Here is a 16,941-nt window from a genome sequence, read left to right as displayed (position 1 = left end):
CAGAATGAATGTAACAATATGAGCCAATCTATCAGGGATAATCCTATCCCTCATTCATCAGAAAGGACAAAAGGTTGTCTATTCGGGATAAATATTATCCAACTGCTCCTGAGTCAATGTCAGTGCACTGTCAGGGGAATGTAGTAGCTCTGTTTAATAGCGCAAAGAATGTAACAAGGTGTATATCAGAGTAAATAAACACAAAAAAGCCAGCGTTTGAATCGCTGGCTTCGTATCTTGCCCTATTTGATGGCTTAAACAGCCACCTCATCTAGCGCTCGGAACACAGTTTCGTCTAAGTGACCTTCAAAAACTTGTTTACATACTTTACGACGCACAGCCAAACCTGCAATTAAGCGCTCAATAGACAAATGCTTGTTCTCACTTTGACCATTGTATAGCTCTACCATTTTGCTGAGTGTCTCGTAAGGAATCGCTTCTTGGCCGACTCGTAGGTAATCAAGCTTGTCAATCAGCTCCAGACACTCTTCTTGGATTGAGCTATGGGAATGCCCTGTCATAGCGGCTAGAGCCGATATAGAGCGTTCTAGAGCCTCTGAGGAGGTATATTTGGATAGAGTAATGGTAATTTCATCCGCATTGATCTCAACCAGGTGCTTACGTTGCTTAACACGACGGCCTAACTTACCGCGCGGTGAACGCTCTTTGCGTTGGATTGGCTCAAATTCACCATCGATGATCTGAGACATCTCTTCAAGCTGCTGTTTTGACACCATTTCGTTACGAAGCGGGTTTGGCAAGGTTGGAGCCATATTACGCTTACCCGCGTTGGTGGTTCGAGCGCGCGAGTAACGCAACACTTCTTCGGCATCACACTTAATATCAAACTGATAATCTTTGACTTTACCATTTTCGATCATTGCCGAGATCGTTAAGTGGTAACCCCAAAGGTTGACCAGAAATAGATCTTCGGTGCCCTTGTCTTCAGCCAGTCTCTTCAACTCGCGGATCAGATCCATCGAGAAGCGACGCCATTCAATATTTCGCGCCAGTTTCTGGTTCAACTCACTCAGTAACATCACGTCTGAATGACGACGCGACATACGACTTCGGAAGTAGCTGTACAGCTGAAACACTAAAGTATGCTGCTTCAGGATTTCAGGCGGAAACAAGAAGAAATAATCACGCGTAAGCAGTTCTTCGTAGAACGATGGTTCCCATACTAGGATGTATAGGTTTGGTTTAATGCGTATTTCGCCGTCAGCGCCCTCTGTAGGGGCTTCTTCCGATGCAGTAATGGTACGGGCTAAAAATCTAAAACGATCGCTCTTGAAGCCTTCTGGCATGTTCTCGCTAAGCCATCGACCAGTAAGCTCGTGCAACTGAAAGTCAGTGAACTCAATTCGATCAATACTGTCACGAATAGAATCACGGGCCGGACCACTGTCTTTTTTCCCACGCAGAGATAGAATATCGGTGATGTACAGCGGAGTTTTATTCGGTACATGAGTACCATCCAACTGGTACTGATGTTGGTGATGCTCATGATATTGCACAGTCAAAGTGAACAGCGCGAATAAGGTCATGAGATCATCGACGGTCATTATATTTTTAGATGATCGTGTTTCGATCACAGCACGTGTTCCCGAGATCGACACCATACTTTTTTGATAGCTTTTACGCGTACGTGGCGGCGCTAAAGCTTGATCTATGATACCAGCCCAGTTGGTTGGTGAGACAACAAACTGATCTGCTTCATCTTTCATTGCTGGTGGCGTGTTTAGCCCGTGCTCATTCAATAATCGTTTATTGACTTGAGTTTGCGCCAAAGCTTTTGAGCGTTTCTGTTTCTCGGTTTGTTTAACAGACTCTGTAACCAGACTCGTTGCACCTAAAACGGAGATTAGCTGATTGGGGTTCACGAAACGGTGCAGCATGGTTTTACCAGCCAGACCTTCTTCAAATCGAACAGGAACTTGCTGAAAAAGACCAATATTGACGGCTGCGCGTAACCTTTGCTGGATAGCTGCGCGGGTTACTTGACCATCAGTGGCATCAATCAGTTCAGTTGTAGAAACTAATCCATCTTTGCTACTAAAACCTCTTAGGGAAATGAGATTAAGAAGTTCGACGATACTTTTCGTAACGCCTTTGAAGTGTTGGTACTGTTCTATCCAATTAACAGCAACTTCAGATACTTCAAATAAGTGTCCATCTTTGTGGCTTCTTGGCGCTTTGATCAGTAGTTTTTCGTCTGAGCTCATTATTAGATCCGTGTCACACTAGCCGTAATATCGCTATAGTTCCGAAAGAATAAAGAAAAAAAGATCATAAATAAAGAAAAAATTATTGCTTTTAAATAACTGATCTTTTTGATTAATCTGATCTTAATTGATTATATGATCTATTGATCCGGGCGTTCTGGTGTCTGTAAGTGCATGTACATAAAGAGATTTTTTTTTAACCTTTGGAAAGCATGATCATGATAAACCCGAAAGCATGATCAATAAGTCTTTGAAAGCATGATCAAATATTACTAGAACGATGATCATCATTAATTCGAATCTATGATCAACGTGCCTATGAAAGCATGATCATCAGCCCTACACACTTTATCCACAGGACCAAGAATAACTGTTTGAGATTGACGACGAAACCTTCTCTTTTTCCTGGCCTAACTTCCGAAACGATGATCAAGGAAGACGGATGTAACAACGGATATTGATTGTTATCTGAACAATATCTGTAGTTGAACGACAAGTCGTCTATTTTGATGTGCTTTTATCGCTAGTCTTCATTGTTTCGAAAGCATGATCAAGCAAGTTACATCGTTCCTGAATTTGTTTAGTTGTAGTTCAACAATTTGCTCTCGCAATACCGTATTGGCTCTTATCTCTTAGTCCATCTGCATTCTTCCGTAATTCGGTTGCATTTTTTCATGCTTCCGGTGGTGAGTGTTACTTGATCATTGTTCCGATCTTTGATCATTTGTTTAGGATCTAGAGTCGCCTTGTTTCTGAGCTGAAAATTCCTTGATCATCGTTCCCTAAACATCAAAACTTGCCGAAAGCATGATCACCATGCCTTCCTTGATCATTGTTCCAGTAAAGTTCTAGCGCGGTGTATTTCTAGCATGAACGAATTTGGCTACTTGGGTGGAGGCTTTTTCATTTTGCTGCGCGACTTAAGTCAAAATTGCACCAACCGTAAAATAGAGCTAATTCTTAATCGTTCCGGAGAGGTAGCTGATTAGATGCATTTACTATTATTTTTACATTGTAAATAAGTGATGCTGTAACACTTTTATTGTTGTTAGACTTTAAGGTTGTTATAAAGAACTTTTTAACAATGATTTGACCTGTTTTTGCTCTTTGACTTTAAAATACATGTCGTATTTCTATTTAATGTGATTGATATCTATAATTGTATGTTCACCTTTTTATTGTATATTATGCAAAGTGCTGTACAATAATCATCAGGTCACTACTAACGGAATTTGGCAAATGAAACGAGAACATACGATTGAGAGTCTCATTCAGCTAGCAGAAAAAACTGCTCAGGTTCAAGCTGATCGTATCGAAATAGTTTTGGAAGAACGCAGCGATGAGCATTTTCCTCCAATGTCGAAAGCGTTGATGGAAACGCGTTCGGGCTTAACTCGACGTAAATTGGATGATGCAATTAGCAAGCTTGAAGAGTCTGGCCACCAATTCACTAAGAATAATGCCAACCATTATTCAATCTCTTTGCAAGAAGCGCATATGTTGATGGATGCGGCGGGCATCCCTAAGTTTCATGAGCGTAAGAAGAATGGTGACAATAAGCCATGGATCATCAACGTACAAAACCAAAAGGGTGGTACAGGTAAGTCGATGACAGCGGTACACCTTGCGGCTTGCTTAGCGCTGAATTTAGATAAGCGTTACCGTATTTGTCTTATCGATTTAGATCCTCAAGGGTCGCTACGTCTATTCTTAAACCCACAAATTAGTCTGACCGACCACGACAACATCTATTCAGCCGTTGATATCATGTTGGATAATGTGCCAGAAGGGGTGGAAGTCGATAACGAGTTCCTACATAAAAATGTCCTGCTGCCCACACAGTATCCAAACTTAAAGACGGTTTCTGCTTTCCCTGAAGACGCGATGTTTAACGCTGAAGCGTGGCAACACTTATCGCAGAATCAGTCTTTGGATATCGTGAAGCTGCTGAAGGAAAAACTGATCGATCAGATTGCTGACGACTTCGATGTCATCATGATTGATACTGGCCCACACGTCGATCCACTGGTATGGAACGCTATGTACGCCTCAAATGCGCTACTGATTCCGTGTGCTGCGAAGCGTTTGGACTGGGCATCAACGGTTAACTTCTTCCAGCATTTGCCAACCGTGTACGAAATGTTCCCAGAAGATTGGCAGGGTCTTGAGTTTGTTCGTCTGATGCCGACTATGTTTGAAGATGACAACAAAAAGCAGGTCGCAGTATTAACCGAAATGAATTATTTATTAGGTGATCAAGTAACGATGGCGACTATTCCTCGCAGTCGCGCTTTTGAAACATGTGCTGATACCTACAGCACGGTATTTGACTTGACGACAGGCGACTTTGAAGGGGGTAAGAAGACCCTAGCGACTGCGCAAGATGCGGTACAGAAAAGTGCATTAGAACTTGAACGAGTTCTGCATAGTCATTGGTCATCATTAAATCAGGGGTAATTAGAAAATGGCAATTAAAACTTCAGATTTAAACGCGAGATTATTTGGCAAGGCGAATAAGCGTCATGTCACTACACCGCAAGAAGCGCAACAAGCGGCGAAAGAACAAGCTCAGGTGATTGAACTTGCCGTTGCTGGTGAAGAGAAAGTTCAATTCGAATTAGTGCGTATCCCTGCTGAAAAAATAGGTGAGTCAACGGTTGTATTTGCAGAAAACGCTCGTGAGCAGTCGTTTTTAAACGAACATGCGTTATCAGATGTATTGGTTACGTTGAAAGAGCGTGGTCAGCAATATCCAGCAGTCGGTCGTCGACGTGAAGATGGCAAGATTGAAGTCCTGGATGGTAGTCGCCGTCGCATGTCTTGTATTCTTGCAGACAAAGAGTTCATGATTTATGTCGGAGAGAATATTAGCACTGAACACGCTAAGTTCTTGTCTGACGTCGCGAACGCTCATAAACCTTTGTCTTTGTATGAGAAAGGTCGCGAGATGCTAGCTAAACTGGAAAGTGGGGAAGCTGAAGACCAAAAAGCTTTAGCCAAGATGTTCCAGTGCAGTGAAGCACTAGTGAGTGGCGCACTCAAAGCTGCTGATCTTCCGCTTGAACTTCTACAAGCTTACCCAAATGTGGCTGAGCTGGGCCGCCCAACAATCGTTAAACTGCATAAGCAATTTAATGCTTTGGAGTCAGATAAGCAGAGCAAACTTCTCAATAAGTGCAGCTCAGATGAAGGTTTTGTTTGGCAGCGTACTCAATCTCAAGGGGTGGCTCGAATCACTAAAGAAGTGACAGAAACCATCGAAGCTTGGATTGAAGAGCTATCACCAACTAAGAAATCCGCCGTGGCTAAAACAGAGTTAGTGAAGGGTCGCGCTAGCTATACCCGCAAAGGCAGCAACTTGACGTTAAACTTGAAAAAAGTTGATGACGCTTTGATGCAAGAGTTACTAGACCTAGTTGCGAAGAAGCTACACTAAGTCATCACACTCATTTATTAAGCCGCTATTTGCGGCTTTTTTTATGCCATAATATCGCTAACTCCAATCCTATCGTGCTTATGAGTTTATGACTGCAATCAAAGACTATTTTTCCAGCTTGCTCGCGTTGTCCGCTAAGTCTAACCATCGCTATGGTGTTGTGTTACAAGGTAGTGAGCATTGGCAGAAGCAATGCCTCGATACTCTTTTTTCTTTGGTTGCTGGTAAAGATGTTTTCTTGCTTGGGGGCGATTGTAATGATGAGGTGGAAAAACAAGTCGGCTTCAAGAAGGGTCATCAGCTCTTAGGGCAAGAATGCCTATTGTTGTGCTGTGATTTCCGGGAAGGGTTTGACGCTAATAGCTTTACTGCTGCAACAGGCTGTGTGAAAGGTGGTGGGCTGGTGATCATTCTACCTGAGAAAACCAGCAGCCCAACGCTTGCCCAAACATGGTTAAACAATGCTTTTCACAATCTCATTGTGGTTGAAGAGGACGGCAAGTTATCCATGCCTCCGTGCAGTGAAAACCAAGCTCATGAAAAGTTTGAACAGCAAAACCAGGCTATTGAGAAAATCCTTAAAGTCGTTGAAGGGCATCGCAAGCGTCCTCTAGTGATGACCGCTGATCGTGGCAGAGGAAAAAGCAGTGCTTTGGGTATTGCTGCCGCGAAACTGATGCAAGAACGGTCTATCCATATCGTGGTGACGGCACCAAGTTTAGCGACCGTTCAGCCAGTTTTTGAGCATGCTCAACGGTTGCTACCTCAAGCAACTGCTGATAAAGGCCGTCTTCAATTTCAGCTATCAGTGCTAGAGTTTGTTGCGCCGGATGAACTGCTTCGCAGCCAGAAAACGTGTGATTGTCTGTTTGTCGATGAAGCGTCAGCTATCCCCATTCCCATGTTGAAGACTATGGTTGAACAGCATCATCGCGCTGTTTTTTCGACCACGATTCATGGCTATGAAGGATGTGGCCGAGGCTTTAGTGTTAAATTCCAAACATGGCTAAAGCAACAACGTCCTGGTGCTCGGTTTTTCCATTTGGATGCACCCATCCGTTGGAGCGTGGGTGACCCGCTTGAGCAATGGCTCTTTGATACGTTCCTATTAAATGCTGATTTGGCCGATGTGAAACAGCAAGCTTCGTCGAATCAACTTATCCAGTTAGATAAGCGAAAGCTCGTCGCTCAAACTTCGATTCTAAGAAGGTGTTTTGCTTTATTGGTGAATGCTCATTATCAGACCTCTCCCAATGACTTAATGCTATTACTTGAAGATGATGCGATACAGCTACATGCGATATTGGAGGATGACCAATGTCTAGGTTGCATGCTCACGGTAGAAGAGGGGAGGTTATCTCCGGAATTGGTTGAGCAAGTTCAGTTAGGTAAGCGCCGCCCACGAGGACATTTAGTGCCAAGTTTATTAGCCAATCAACTTGGCGTGACTGAGGCCGCTTTGCAGTCGAGCCAACGAATTATGCGCATCGCCGTTCACCCTAGTATGCAAAGAGCAGGTATCGGCAATGCTATGGTCAAGCAACTTATCCAAAGTGGTCGTTACGATTTTTACTCCACCAGCTTTGGTGCCACTGCGGAACTGATTCATTTTTGGCGTAGCTGTGGTTTTTTTCCCGTTAAGCTAGGCAGCCAGAGAGAGCAGGCGAGTGGCACTTATTCAGTCGTCATGCTAAGCGGTGACCTTGATTGGGGTCATCAAGTCGAGGGTTATTTTGATCTCTCTTTCCAATATGCTGTGAGTGAAACTTACTGCGAACTTGAGATTGAACTTGTCCGTAGTTTACTCGCAAAAGATAATGCTTCCGTTGAAAAGCCTAAACTGAATAGCCTAATAAAAAACTATTGCAACGGGGGAGCGAGCTTTGACAGCGTAGTTCCATTGCTCGATCTATGGTGGAAGAACTCGCCGCATGTATTGGATACCATGAGTGACTTTTTCATTCGAAAGGTGGTTCAACGTAAAGACTGGCAATGGTGCGCTAGAGAGTTCGGTTTTGCTGGGAGTAAGCAGGCAGAACAGGAGTTTAGAGCTCAGCTTCTTACCTCTATCATTAGTAATAGTTACGTTGGTAATTAAGCTGCCCAAATTTACACTGTAAAACAATGTTGGCTGCGGCCATAAAAGTAAGAATTTACAGTGTAAACAACTACTTTTTTACACTGTAAATTGAAATCACGCCTAACGCTGTTCATCAGAACTTGGCTCATCCATTGGAAAAAAATCATAATTTCCTGAAACAATGCAACACTATGTAATTATCTAAAAAGTAAAGATAATCTCCTGCAACATTAAATCTATCAACAAAGACTCATCCATATTCCGTATATAAGCAACTTGCGAATTAATGATTCCTTCCTACACTCATTCTTAAGCAACATGCTTAATATCGGCTAGGAATAATAACAAAGTAGTTAAGGTTGAAAACATGGAATGTTTGTTACCTGAGTCATTAGATATCTCAACGGTACTCGACTCCGCGACCCAATACAAAACTTGGCTTGCTCAAGACAATCAACTCAATATAGATGCGTCACATGTCAGCCGCGTTGATGCTGCTGGTATTCAGGCTCTGGCGTCATTATTCCTCTCTGCCAAATCCAATCAGATAGACATTCAATTAGTACAACCTACTCCGTCACTGATCGAAGGTATTAGTACACTTGGACTGGATGATCATTTTGATATGAACACCGAAGTTGGAGAACTGTAAATATGACTAAAATTCTAGCTGTGGATGATTCCGTCTCAATTCGTCAGATGGTGAGTCACACTTTGCGCGACGCAGGGTATGACGTTGAAACTGCAAATGATGGAAGAGATGCGTTAAGCAAGGTGACAACAGCCAAATTTGATGTGGTGATATCCGATGTCAACATGCCAAATATGGGAGGCTTTGAGTTAGTGAAGGCGCTGCGCGAAAAACCACAATACAAATTTATCCCAATTCTGATGCTGACAACAGAAACCAGTACAGATAAAAAGCAACAAGGTAAGTCAGCGGGAGCAACAGGTTGGTTAGTGAAACCGTTTAATCCAGATACGTTATTAAAAACACTAAAACGCGTAATCTAAACGGTTTCTTCTCACAGCAACGTCAATTGGTGAGGCTACAATATGGCTTTAGATATGGAACAGCTGCGCAAGATGTTTTACGAGGAGTGTCGTGAAAATCTTGAAGTGCTTGAAGATGTACTACTTAACTTAGACCCGGCTCAGGTAGAAGAAGAGTCAATCAACACCATATTCCGTGCAGCCCACTCGATTAAGGGAGGGGCAGGGACGTTTAACCTACTTGATATTAGTGAGTTTACCCACAACGTCGAAGCCTATCTCGATTTGGTGCGCAACAATGAGCGTTCACTTTCCGCTGAAACGATCGACCTATTGCTTAAAAGTGGTGACTGTATTCACAGCATGCTCGAAGGTCACGAGTTGGGTAACGAAGTAAACGTCGCGCTAAAAGAAGAAGTCGGAGTTAAGTTAGCACAGTTGCTCAGTGAGGCGCCATCAGAGACAGTCGATGTTCAATCCGAACAGAATCCAGCAACTAGTAGCAAGGGTTCGAATCAACCTTGGAAGATCACCTTCTCTCCTCACCCTGAAATGTTTTTTAGTGGCAATGACCCATTACGTATTCTCCGTGAATTGAAAGAGTTAGACGAGTCTTGTCAGATCTTTGTAGATACAACAAAACTTCCAGAAATCGATGACATTGAAGCCGAGCTGTGTTTCCTTGCTTGGACTGCTAGTTTAGATAGCAGCGTTGAAGAAGCGCAAATCCATGAAGTGTTCGAATGGGTTGAAGATGAGTGTGACCTAAAGATTGGGCAAACACCGCAACTGCAGCAAGAAGAACAGTCTTCAGATCTTATCGAAAATGCCAAACAGCAAAGTAAAGCTGAGGGCGTGGTAAGCGCTACTCCCGAGGTAGTGAATACCGCACAAAGCAAAGAACCGAATAAATCGACTAAGGTGGCTAAGTCAGACTCCAATGTAAGTTCAATTCGCGTCGATATCGATAAGGTCGATAGCTTGATTAACTTAGTCGGTGAGCTCGTCATTACACAATCTATGCTGACTGAAATTGGTAACGACTTCACCATTGAAAAGCTAGAAAAACTCAAAACCGGCTTAGATCAGTTGCTGCAGAACAGCAAAGACTTACAAGAAAATGTCCTCAATATCCGGATGTTACCGATGAGCTTTGCTTTCAGTCGTTTTCCACGCCTTGTCCGCGACTTGTCGAGTCGATTGGATAAACAAGTGGATCTACAAATTAAAGGCGAGCAAACCGAATTAGACAAAACCGTTCTAGAGCGAATTGTCGATCCTTTAGTTCACCTAGTTAGAAATGGTATCGATCACGGCATCGAACAACCCCAGCAGCGCCTTGAAGCAGGTAAGAGTGAAATGGGGACTATTGAGCTCAACGCCTATCATCAGGGGGGCTCGATTGTCATTGAAATTAAGGATGATGGTGCGGGCCTAAATTGCGACAAGCTGTGGAACAAAGCACTCGAAAAAGGCGTACTTGCTGCGGAGTCTCGCCGCGAAGAGTATTCCGATAAACAAATCATGAATCTGATTTTTGCCCCTGGCTTCTCTACCGCAGAAGAGGTTTCGGATATATCCGGTCGCGGCGTCGGCATGGATGTCGTGCGCCGAAATATCGAAGAGCTTGGTGGGCATATTGAAGTGGAATCTGCGCTTGGTGCGGGGAGTTGCTTTACGATTAGTTTGCCATTAACCCTTGCCATTCTTGATGGACAGTTAGTCAGAGTGGGTGGTGAAGTGTATGTGATCCCACTCCTTACGATTGTTGAATCGATTCAAATTGATCCCAACTGCATCAAGCTCGCCTCTGGAGGAATCGAACTTTATCGCCTCCGTGAAGAAAACATTCCAATTCTTCGTCTTCAAGATGAGCTCGAAATGGGCAATAGCGAAGGCTTAGAGCAGCGTATTCTCTGTTTTGTTGAAGCGGCTGGTAATCGAGTTGGCTTATTACTTGATGAATTACTTGATCAGCAGCAGGTGGTCATCAAGAGCTTGGAGTCCAATTACTGCAAAGTCGCGGGTATCTCAGGTGCGACCATTTTAGGGGATGGCTCGGTATCGCTTATTCTCGATATTCAGGGGCTGATCACCAACTTCTTAAAAAGAGCCTCCGAAACCACTCACAAAGGCGTGGCAGCTTAAGGAGCGAGCATGGAAGCAGTGACAAGCGAAGTAACCAATATTCATGACATGTCAGATGCTGCGAAGCAGAACATAGAAGCCCAGGCAGAAGTACTCTTGGACAATGTTAGTGGAGAGGTCAGCGAAAGTGCCGACTTCCTTAGTTTTAAACTCGCTCACGAGTTGTATGGCGTAGAAATCAAAGATGTGGAAGAGATTCGAGTGTGGGAGCGTCCAACCCCAATACCACGAGCACCTCAATATGTTCGAGGGGTGATTAACTTACGCGGAATGATTGTCCCTGTGGTTGACCTTAGGTTGAGGTTCTCGGTCGGATCTAATGAATACCGCCCTACAACCGTTGTTATTGTGCTTCGCTATAGTGATGAGGATCAGGATCGCTTAATGGGGCTTGTGGTTGATGGAGTGAGCGATGTTGTCAGTCGTGGCGACAACGACCTGTATCCAGCGGTTGGCGAGTCTAAGGTAACGCCTTACCTACAAGGTTTGATTAACGTGGGCGATCACGTTATGTCACTGCTCGATACTGAAGAATTGCTCAATATAGACCGAATTCTGAGGGCTGAATAATGATTATGACAGAAGAGTTTCTCAGCTTCGTTTTGGAAGAAGAAGAGTATGGTGTGCCGATTTTGGATGTCCGAGAGGTTCGCGGTTGGAGTTCTGTTCGTGAAGTGCCAAATTCTCCAGAGTACATGAAAGGCGTGCTAGAGATTCGAGGCGAATACGTTCCTATCGTCGATCTAAGAATGCGTTTTGGCTTGTCTCCGGCACAGATTAGTTCGACGACCGTAGTCATCGTGCTAAATGATTCACATAAACACCCGCTTGGCATCATTGTCGACGGAGTGTCAGAGGTTTACCCGTTAACGGAAGAACAAATAAAACCTTCACCACATGTATCTACTAGCGTCGATCACAGTTACGTGCGCGGCATAGCATCGGTGACTAACGGGCATTTAATACTTATTCATTTGGAGGCTCTCTTTGATGTTGCCGAGCTTCCTGTACCCAGCCAAGAGGAAGAGAGTTGGGCCTAATACCAAGACGGGTGTGGTCTATTCGTTTTGGTAATACACGTCAGAAGAAGCAACCAGTGAGGGAAAACTCATGGCATTTTGGAATCGGAAAACAGCGCCTGCTGCTCAATTTGAAGCGCCAACGCAGGATACACTAACTGAAGAATTTGAACCTGAGCATGAACAAGGTGTCACCAAGGAACAGCTTTTCTCTGCATTAAATGCAGCGCAAACGGCTTTGATGATGATTGACCGTGATTTCAATATCACTTATCTCAATCAAAAATCAGTCGATCTGCTGAAAACTCATGAAGCCTTGTTTCAGTCAATTTGGCCCAATTTCCGTGCTACGGAAGAGTTTCTATTAGGCTACTGTATTGACTTGTTCCATTCTAATCCAAGTCATCAGCGTCAGATGCTGTCTAACCCATCCAACCTGCCGTATACCACCAACATTCAAGTCAAAGATGTTCTAATTGAGCTTAACGTCGGCGCCATTATCGATGCTCAAGGGAACTATGTTGGTAACACTCTTGAATGGTCTGACGTTACCGAGAGTGTAAAACGAGACAATGAAATCTCTCGCTTACAAGCGGCTGTTAACCAAGCCCAAACCGCTATGGTGATGATTGACCGAGATTTCCAAATTACCTACGCAAACCAAGAGACTATTACTCTGTTCAAAAAACACGAGGCGACAATGCGAACGGTCTGGTCTGGGTTTACTGCTAGTGAAGAGTGGCTGATGGGACGCTGTATTGATGAGTTTCATCGCAATCCTGCTCACCAGCGCCAGCTTCTCGCTGATCCCAGTAACTTACCATACAGCACAGATATCACCATTGCGGATATAAAAATTGAGCTAAACGTTGCCGCTATCCATGATGCTCAGGGGAGTTATATTGGCAACACTCTTGAGTGGCGTGATGTGACGGAAGAACGTGCTCAAGAAGAAGAAATTGGTCGTTTAGCCTCAGCTGTTTCTGGAATGACAACGAACCTAATGATGGCGAATAAGGACGGTATCATTACTTATCTTAATCCCGCCTTACAAAACCTATTGAGTAGTCGTGAAAGAGATCTCAAAGAGGCACTCCCTGGTTTTGATGCCAGTAATCTCGTTGGTAAGAACATTGATGTTTTCCACAAGAATCCTGCTAATCAACGTAGCATCATCAATAATCCAGACAGACTTCCTTTCTCATCAAATATCGCTGTGGGTGGGTTGGAGTTCAATCTAACCTGTATCGCAATGCGTGATGGTGAAGGCAACTATATTGGACCTGCGCTCCAGTGGGTTGATATTACCGAGCAGCAAGATGGTCAACGCCAGGTCGAATCACTGATTCAGAAAGCCATTGCAGGTGAGTTGAATGAGCGTATCGATACCAGTGTTTACAATGGATTTATGAAAGAGTTAGGCGATGGGATCAATAACCTGTTAGACACCATGGTGACACCTATCGGGCAATGTATTGATGTAATGAGTCAAGTTGCCGATGGCAATCTCAATACCACGATGCCAGAAGATAATACCGGTGAGTTTGCTCGACTTTCTAATGCGGTGAACACCTCAATCCTTAACTTAAGGAATATGGTCGATAAGATTACTCAATCTTCTGCTCGAGTTGCCACTGCATCTACAGAGATTGCCGAAGGTAATAATGACCTTAGTCAGCGAGTTGAGGCTCAAGCTTCTAACTTAGAAGAGACTGCGGCGAGTATGGAGCAGATGACGGCAACGGTACGTCAAAATGCAGACAATGCGAAGGGCGCTAATGAGCTGTCTGATGATGCGGCGAAGAAAGCAGGTAAAGGCGGTGAAGTCGTTGGACAGGCTGTCTCCGCCATGGCTGAGATTAATACCGCTAGTAAAAAGATTGCTGACATCATAGGCGTGATTGATGAGATTGCGTTCCAAACCAATCTACTTGCCCTTAACGCTGCGGTAGAGGCTGCACGAGCGGGTGAGCAGGGTCGAGGTTTCGCAGTTGTTGCGGGCGAAGTTCGCAATCTAGCACAGCGCAGTGCGGCGGCGGCGAAAGAGATTAAGGGCTTAATCAAAGACAGCGTTGAGAAAGTCGATGAAGGTTCTCGCTTAGTCGACGAATCCGGTGAAACTCTTAACGAAATCGTTGAAGCGGTACAGAAAGTGACAGAGCTGATTGCCCAAATTGCTTCTTCAAGCCTTGAGCAATCGACCGGTATTGATGAGATTAATCGCTCTATCACCACCATGGATGAGATGACTCAGCAAAATGCTTCACTGGTTGAAGAAACTTCAGCGGCGAGTCAATCGCTCAAGGATGAAGGTAAAGAGCTACTCCACCTAATGAACTTTTTTGCCACTGACAATAACGTCACCACATTTGAGTCAAAACCCAAAGATAAGGGCGGGCGCGATACCAATATCCGTGAGATTCGAACACCGAAAGTGGCGAACTCAAGCTTCAAGCTTGAAGAGGATGGAGACGAATGGGAAGAGTTCTAGCTCAAACTGAGAGTGCGGTGCCAGACAACGAAGAGTTCGAGCTGACTGGAAAAGACTTCAAGTTTATTCAGTGGTTTATGCACAAGAATGTCGGCATCTTCTTCTCGGATCGAAAAAGAACCATGGTATATGGAAGGGTTAGCCGTCAGCTTAGGCGGCTAGGCCTTAAGCGTTTTAGCGAATATCGGCAGATTATAGAACAAGACCCTCAAGAGCAGGTTAGCTTTATTAACTGCTTAACAACCAATAAAACGCAGTTCTTCCGTGAGTATCATCACTTTGAGTTTATCGAGAAAGTTTTGATGAAAGAGTGGCGCCAACAAGGGGTGAAAAGACTTAAAGTTTGGTCAGCGGGGTGCTCTACGGGGGAGGAACCCTATAGCTTAATATCATCCTTACATTGGACGAATGCGCTATCCCAGTTTGACGATGTAAGCCTCACTGCCACTGATCTCGACACCAAAGTTTTGGCGCATGCAAAAACGGGTATTTATAGTGATGAAGCTATTGCAAGTATACCCAAAAAATATCTTAAACCCTGTTTTGTTCGGGGGGTAGGGCAGCATCAAGGTAGCATTAAGTGCAAAGCTGGCCTACAAAAAAGAATCAATTTTCATCGGTTGAACTTACTTGAAAATTGGCATTTTGAAGAAAAGTTTGACCTCATCTCATGTCGTAATGTGATGATTTATTTTGATAGGCAAACCCAAGAAAAATTAATTAAACGCTTTCATCAGCAGCTAAAACCCAACGGGGTACTGCTTTTAGGTCATTCAGAGGGTGTGCCTGCGAGCTTAGATATTTTCCATCATCTAGGACATACCATTTACGTAAAAAAGTAGGCGCTAACCATGAGCTGGGCAAGAGCGGAAACACCCAAGTACGAAAACAGTCACTTTGATCGCTTCTATCATCCTTTAAAAGAAAAACACATTGTAAAGGTGTTTCCTGGGGGGGTGTATTGTAGTCGTAAGACAGATGAAATTATCGCGACAGGTTTGGGGTCATGTATTGCTGCGTGTATGTGGGATAAAGAATCAGAAGTGGGAGGAATGAACCATTTCTTACTGCCTTTTGACAGTAAGTCACAGTTAAAAACATGGAAGCCAGAAGAAGTTGTATCCACTGCCTCTCGCTACGGCAGCTATGCGATGGAAATACTGATCAATGCACTGATAGAACGGGGAGCGAGGCGAAGCAATCTACAGGTCAAACTGTTTGGAGGTGCACAAATGTTAGGGCGCAACAGCATGGTTGGGGAAAAGAATATCGCGTTCATCTTAAGTTACGTCGAACAAGAAAGCCTTAATGTTGTTGCTCAAGACCTTGGCGGGCTAGAGCCAAGAAGAGTGTTGTTTGATCCAATCAGCGGAAAAGCTTGGATTAAGCGTATTCCATTTACTGAAATGCATAATCTACAACATCAAGAAGAAAAATACGCCAGTCAGTTGGATAAAGAAAGTCATCGCCCACATGACGATGACGTGGAGCTGTTCTAATGAAGAAAGTTAAAGTTTTAGTCGTCGATGATTCTCCTGTTTTTAGAGCATTGCTCTCTCAACTCATTAACTCAGATCCAGAGCTACAGGTTGTTGCCATGGCGGAAGATCCATTTCAAGCGAGAGATCTGATTAAGCAACATAACCCCGACGTCATTACTCTAGATATCGAAATGCCAAAAATGAATGGGGTTCAGTTTCTAAAGAATCTCATGCGTTTGAGGCCGATGCCTGTCGTCATGATATCCACGCTCACTCAGCATGGTGCTGAAGCGACACTCGCGGCTTTAGAGCTTGGTGCGGTAGATTATTTTCCCAAGCCTTCGGTCGAAAGCACTGCGGAGATGGTTAATTACAAGCAACTGGTTAACGAAAAGATAAAAATGGCGGCAGGGGCAAATGTAACAGGTAAAGGCTCAGCCGTTGAACCGGAAGTATTACCGACGATTAAAGGTCAAAGTAAAGTTGAAGTGATAGCGATTGGCGCGTCAACCGGAGGAACGGAAGCGGTGAAACAGGTGCTTTCGGCATTGCCCGCAGGGCTCCCCCCTATCATCATTACTCAACATATTAGCGCTATGTTCTCGACCTCCTTTGCGGCGCGGCTTAATGAGCATAGCAAGATTAATGTCAAAGAATTGAGTGCGAATAGGGCGCCGTTGGTCAATGGCTGCGCTTATCTCGCTCCTGGAGACAAGCACCTCGTTGTTGTACGACGTGGTAATCATCTTTATTGCCAACTGGATGACCGACCAGCGGTGAATCGCCACAAACCTTCGGTTGACGTTATGTTTGATGCGGTTGCAGAAACCGTTGGCAAAAATGCAATCGGCGTCATTCTTACTGGTATGGGGAAAGACGGAGCACAAGGAATGCTTCGTATGAAACAAGCGGGGGGCAAAACCATCGCGCAAGATCAAGCCTCTTCGGTTGTTTGGGGGATGCCCCGTGTGGCGGTGGAGATGGATGCTGCTCTATCCGTTCTCGACCTGAAGAAAGTCCCCAAACAGATATGTCAATTTTTGTCTCCTGATGAGTAGTCAGGTGACA

The 16,941-nt window shown here is 44.3% G+C and carries 13 protein-coding genes; 12 read left to right on the top strand and 1 reads right to left on the bottom strand.

Features of this window, described 5'->3' with window-relative positions; genetic code table 11:
- Positions 1–254: 254 nt before the first annotated feature.
- Entirely contained in the window at positions 255–2,225 is a 1,971-nt protein-coding gene (locus tag AC6R16_RS15275; RefSeq protein ID WP_272787769.1) for a replication initiator protein RctB domain-containing protein, read from the bottom strand.
- A gap of 1,239 nt (positions 2,226–3,464) precedes the next feature.
- Here AC6R16_RS15275 and AC6R16_RS15270 point away from each other — a divergent pair.
- From AC6R16_RS15270 to AC6R16_RS15215, 12 genes are all read left to right on the top strand, one after another.
- Complete coding sequence (locus AC6R16_RS15270; RefSeq protein ID WP_004746316.1) at positions 3,465–4,682, top strand: ParA family protein; 1,218 nt, start codon at positions 3,465–3,467, stop codon at positions 4,680–4,682.
- A 7-nt stretch (positions 4,683–4,689) separates the two neighbouring features.
- Positions 4,690–5,661 carry a ParB/RepB/Spo0J family partition protein gene (locus tag AC6R16_RS15265; protein WP_004746317.1) on the top strand — a complete coding sequence of 324 codons (972 nt, stop codon included), beginning with the start codon at positions 4,690–4,692 and terminating at the stop codon, positions 5,659–5,661.
- Positions 5,662–5,749: 88 nt separating this feature from the next.
- Positions 5,750–7,759: a tRNA(Met) cytidine acetyltransferase TmcA gene (locus AC6R16_RS15260; RefSeq protein ID WP_500674918.1), complete on the top strand. Its 2,010-nt coding sequence runs from the start codon at positions 5,750–5,752 to the stop codon at positions 7,757–7,759.
- Positions 7,760–8,108: 349 nt separating this feature from the next.
- The gene (locus AC6R16_RS15255) at positions 8,109–8,393 is read left to right on the top strand and encodes an STAS domain-containing protein (RefSeq protein WP_500639900.1); all 285 of its coding nucleotides are present in this window, start codon (positions 8,109–8,111) and stop codon (positions 8,391–8,393) included.
- A 2-nt stretch (positions 8,394–8,395) separates the two neighbouring features.
- Entirely contained in the window at positions 8,396–8,755 is a 360-nt protein-coding gene (locus AC6R16_RS15250; RefSeq protein WP_500639899.1) for a response regulator, read from the top strand.
- Positions 8,756–8,797: 42 nt separating this feature from the next.
- Entirely contained in the window at positions 8,798–10,882 is a 2,085-nt protein-coding gene (locus AC6R16_RS15245; protein WP_500674917.1) for a chemotaxis protein CheA, read from the top strand.
- Between the two features lie 9 nt (positions 10,883–10,891).
- Positions 10,892–11,452 (top strand): chemotaxis protein CheW, encoded by a 561-nt coding sequence (locus tag AC6R16_RS15240; RefSeq protein ID WP_500674916.1) that lies wholly within the window; start codon positions 10,892–10,894, stop codon positions 11,450–11,452.
- Positions 11,452–11,922: a chemotaxis protein CheW gene (locus AC6R16_RS15235; protein ID WP_494504076.1), complete on the top strand. Its 471-nt coding sequence runs from the start codon at positions 11,452–11,454 to the stop codon at positions 11,920–11,922. Before AC6R16_RS15240 ends, AC6R16_RS15235 begins: the two co-directional genes overlap by 1 nt.
- Positions 11,923–11,992: 70 nt before the next feature.
- Complete coding sequence (gene aer2, locus AC6R16_RS15230) at positions 11,993–14,392, top strand: aerotaxis transducer Aer2 (RefSeq protein WP_500674915.1); 2,400 nt, start codon at positions 11,993–11,995, stop codon at positions 14,390–14,392.
- Positions 14,377–15,234: a CheR family methyltransferase gene (locus AC6R16_RS15225; RefSeq protein ID WP_500674914.1), complete on the top strand. Its 858-nt coding sequence runs from the start codon at positions 14,377–14,379 to the stop codon at positions 15,232–15,234. The genes aer2 and AC6R16_RS15225 overlap by 16 nt, the downstream gene beginning before the upstream one ends.
- A gap of 9 nt (positions 15,235–15,243) precedes the next feature.
- Positions 15,244–15,891 carry a chemotaxis protein CheD gene (locus AC6R16_RS15220; protein ID WP_500674913.1) on the top strand — a complete coding sequence of 216 codons (648 nt, stop codon included), beginning with the start codon at positions 15,244–15,246 and terminating at the stop codon, positions 15,889–15,891.
- On the top strand, positions 15,891–16,931 hold the full coding sequence (locus tag AC6R16_RS15215; protein ID WP_500639893.1) for a protein-glutamate methylesterase/protein-glutamine glutaminase: 1,041 nt from the start codon (positions 15,891–15,893) through the stop codon (positions 16,929–16,931). Before AC6R16_RS15220 ends, AC6R16_RS15215 begins: the two co-directional genes overlap by 1 nt.
- Positions 16,932–16,941: the final 10 nt, after the last annotated feature.

This window comes from Vibrio sp. R10-SG3-ISO10, assembly GCF_059834185.1.
Note: the sequence above shows the minus strand (reverse complement) of the source record. Positions and strands in the feature narration are given on the sequence as shown.

Bases quoted from the DNA above. Each gene is read 5' to 3' on its own strand.
- AC6R16_RS15245 (WP_500674917.1), top strand. From the start codon at position 8,798: ATGGCTTTAGATATGGAACAGCTGCGCAAGATGTTTTACGAGGAGTGT.
- AC6R16_RS15240 (WP_500674916.1), top strand. From the start codon at position 10,892: ATGGAAGCAGTGACAAGCGAAGTAACCAATATTCATGACATGTCAGAT.
- AC6R16_RS15235 (WP_494504076.1), top strand. From the start codon at position 11,452: ATGATTATGACAGAAGAGTTTCTCAGCTTCGTTTTGGAAGAAGAAGAG.
- AC6R16_RS15215 (WP_500639893.1), top strand. From the start codon at position 15,891: ATGAAGAAAGTTAAAGTTTTAGTCGTCGATGATTCTCCTGTTTTTAGA.
- AC6R16_RS15250 (WP_500639899.1), top strand. From the start codon at position 8,396: ATGACTAAAATTCTAGCTGTGGATGATTCCGTCTCAATTCGTCAGATG.
- AC6R16_RS15275 (WP_272787769.1), bottom strand. From the start codon at position 2,225: ATGAGCTCAGACGAAAAACTACTGATCAAAGCGCCAAGAAGCCACAAA.
- AC6R16_RS15260 (WP_500674918.1), top strand. From the start codon at position 5,750: ATGACTGCAATCAAAGACTATTTTTCCAGCTTGCTCGCGTTGTCCGCT.
- aer2 (WP_500674915.1), top strand. From the start codon at position 11,993: ATGGCATTTTGGAATCGGAAAACAGCGCCTGCTGCTCAATTTGAAGCG.
- AC6R16_RS15255 (WP_500639900.1), top strand. From the start codon at position 8,109: ATGGAATGTTTGTTACCTGAGTCATTAGATATCTCAACGGTACTCGAC.
- AC6R16_RS15225 (WP_500674914.1), top strand. From the start codon at position 14,377: ATGGGAAGAGTTCTAGCTCAAACTGAGAGTGCGGTGCCAGACAACGAA.
- AC6R16_RS15265 (WP_004746317.1), top strand. From the start codon at position 4,690: ATGGCAATTAAAACTTCAGATTTAAACGCGAGATTATTTGGCAAGGCG.
- AC6R16_RS15270 (WP_004746316.1), top strand. From the start codon at position 3,465: ATGAAACGAGAACATACGATTGAGAGTCTCATTCAGCTAGCAGAAAAA.
- AC6R16_RS15220 (WP_500674913.1), top strand. From the start codon at position 15,244: ATGAGCTGGGCAAGAGCGGAAACACCCAAGTACGAAAACAGTCACTTT.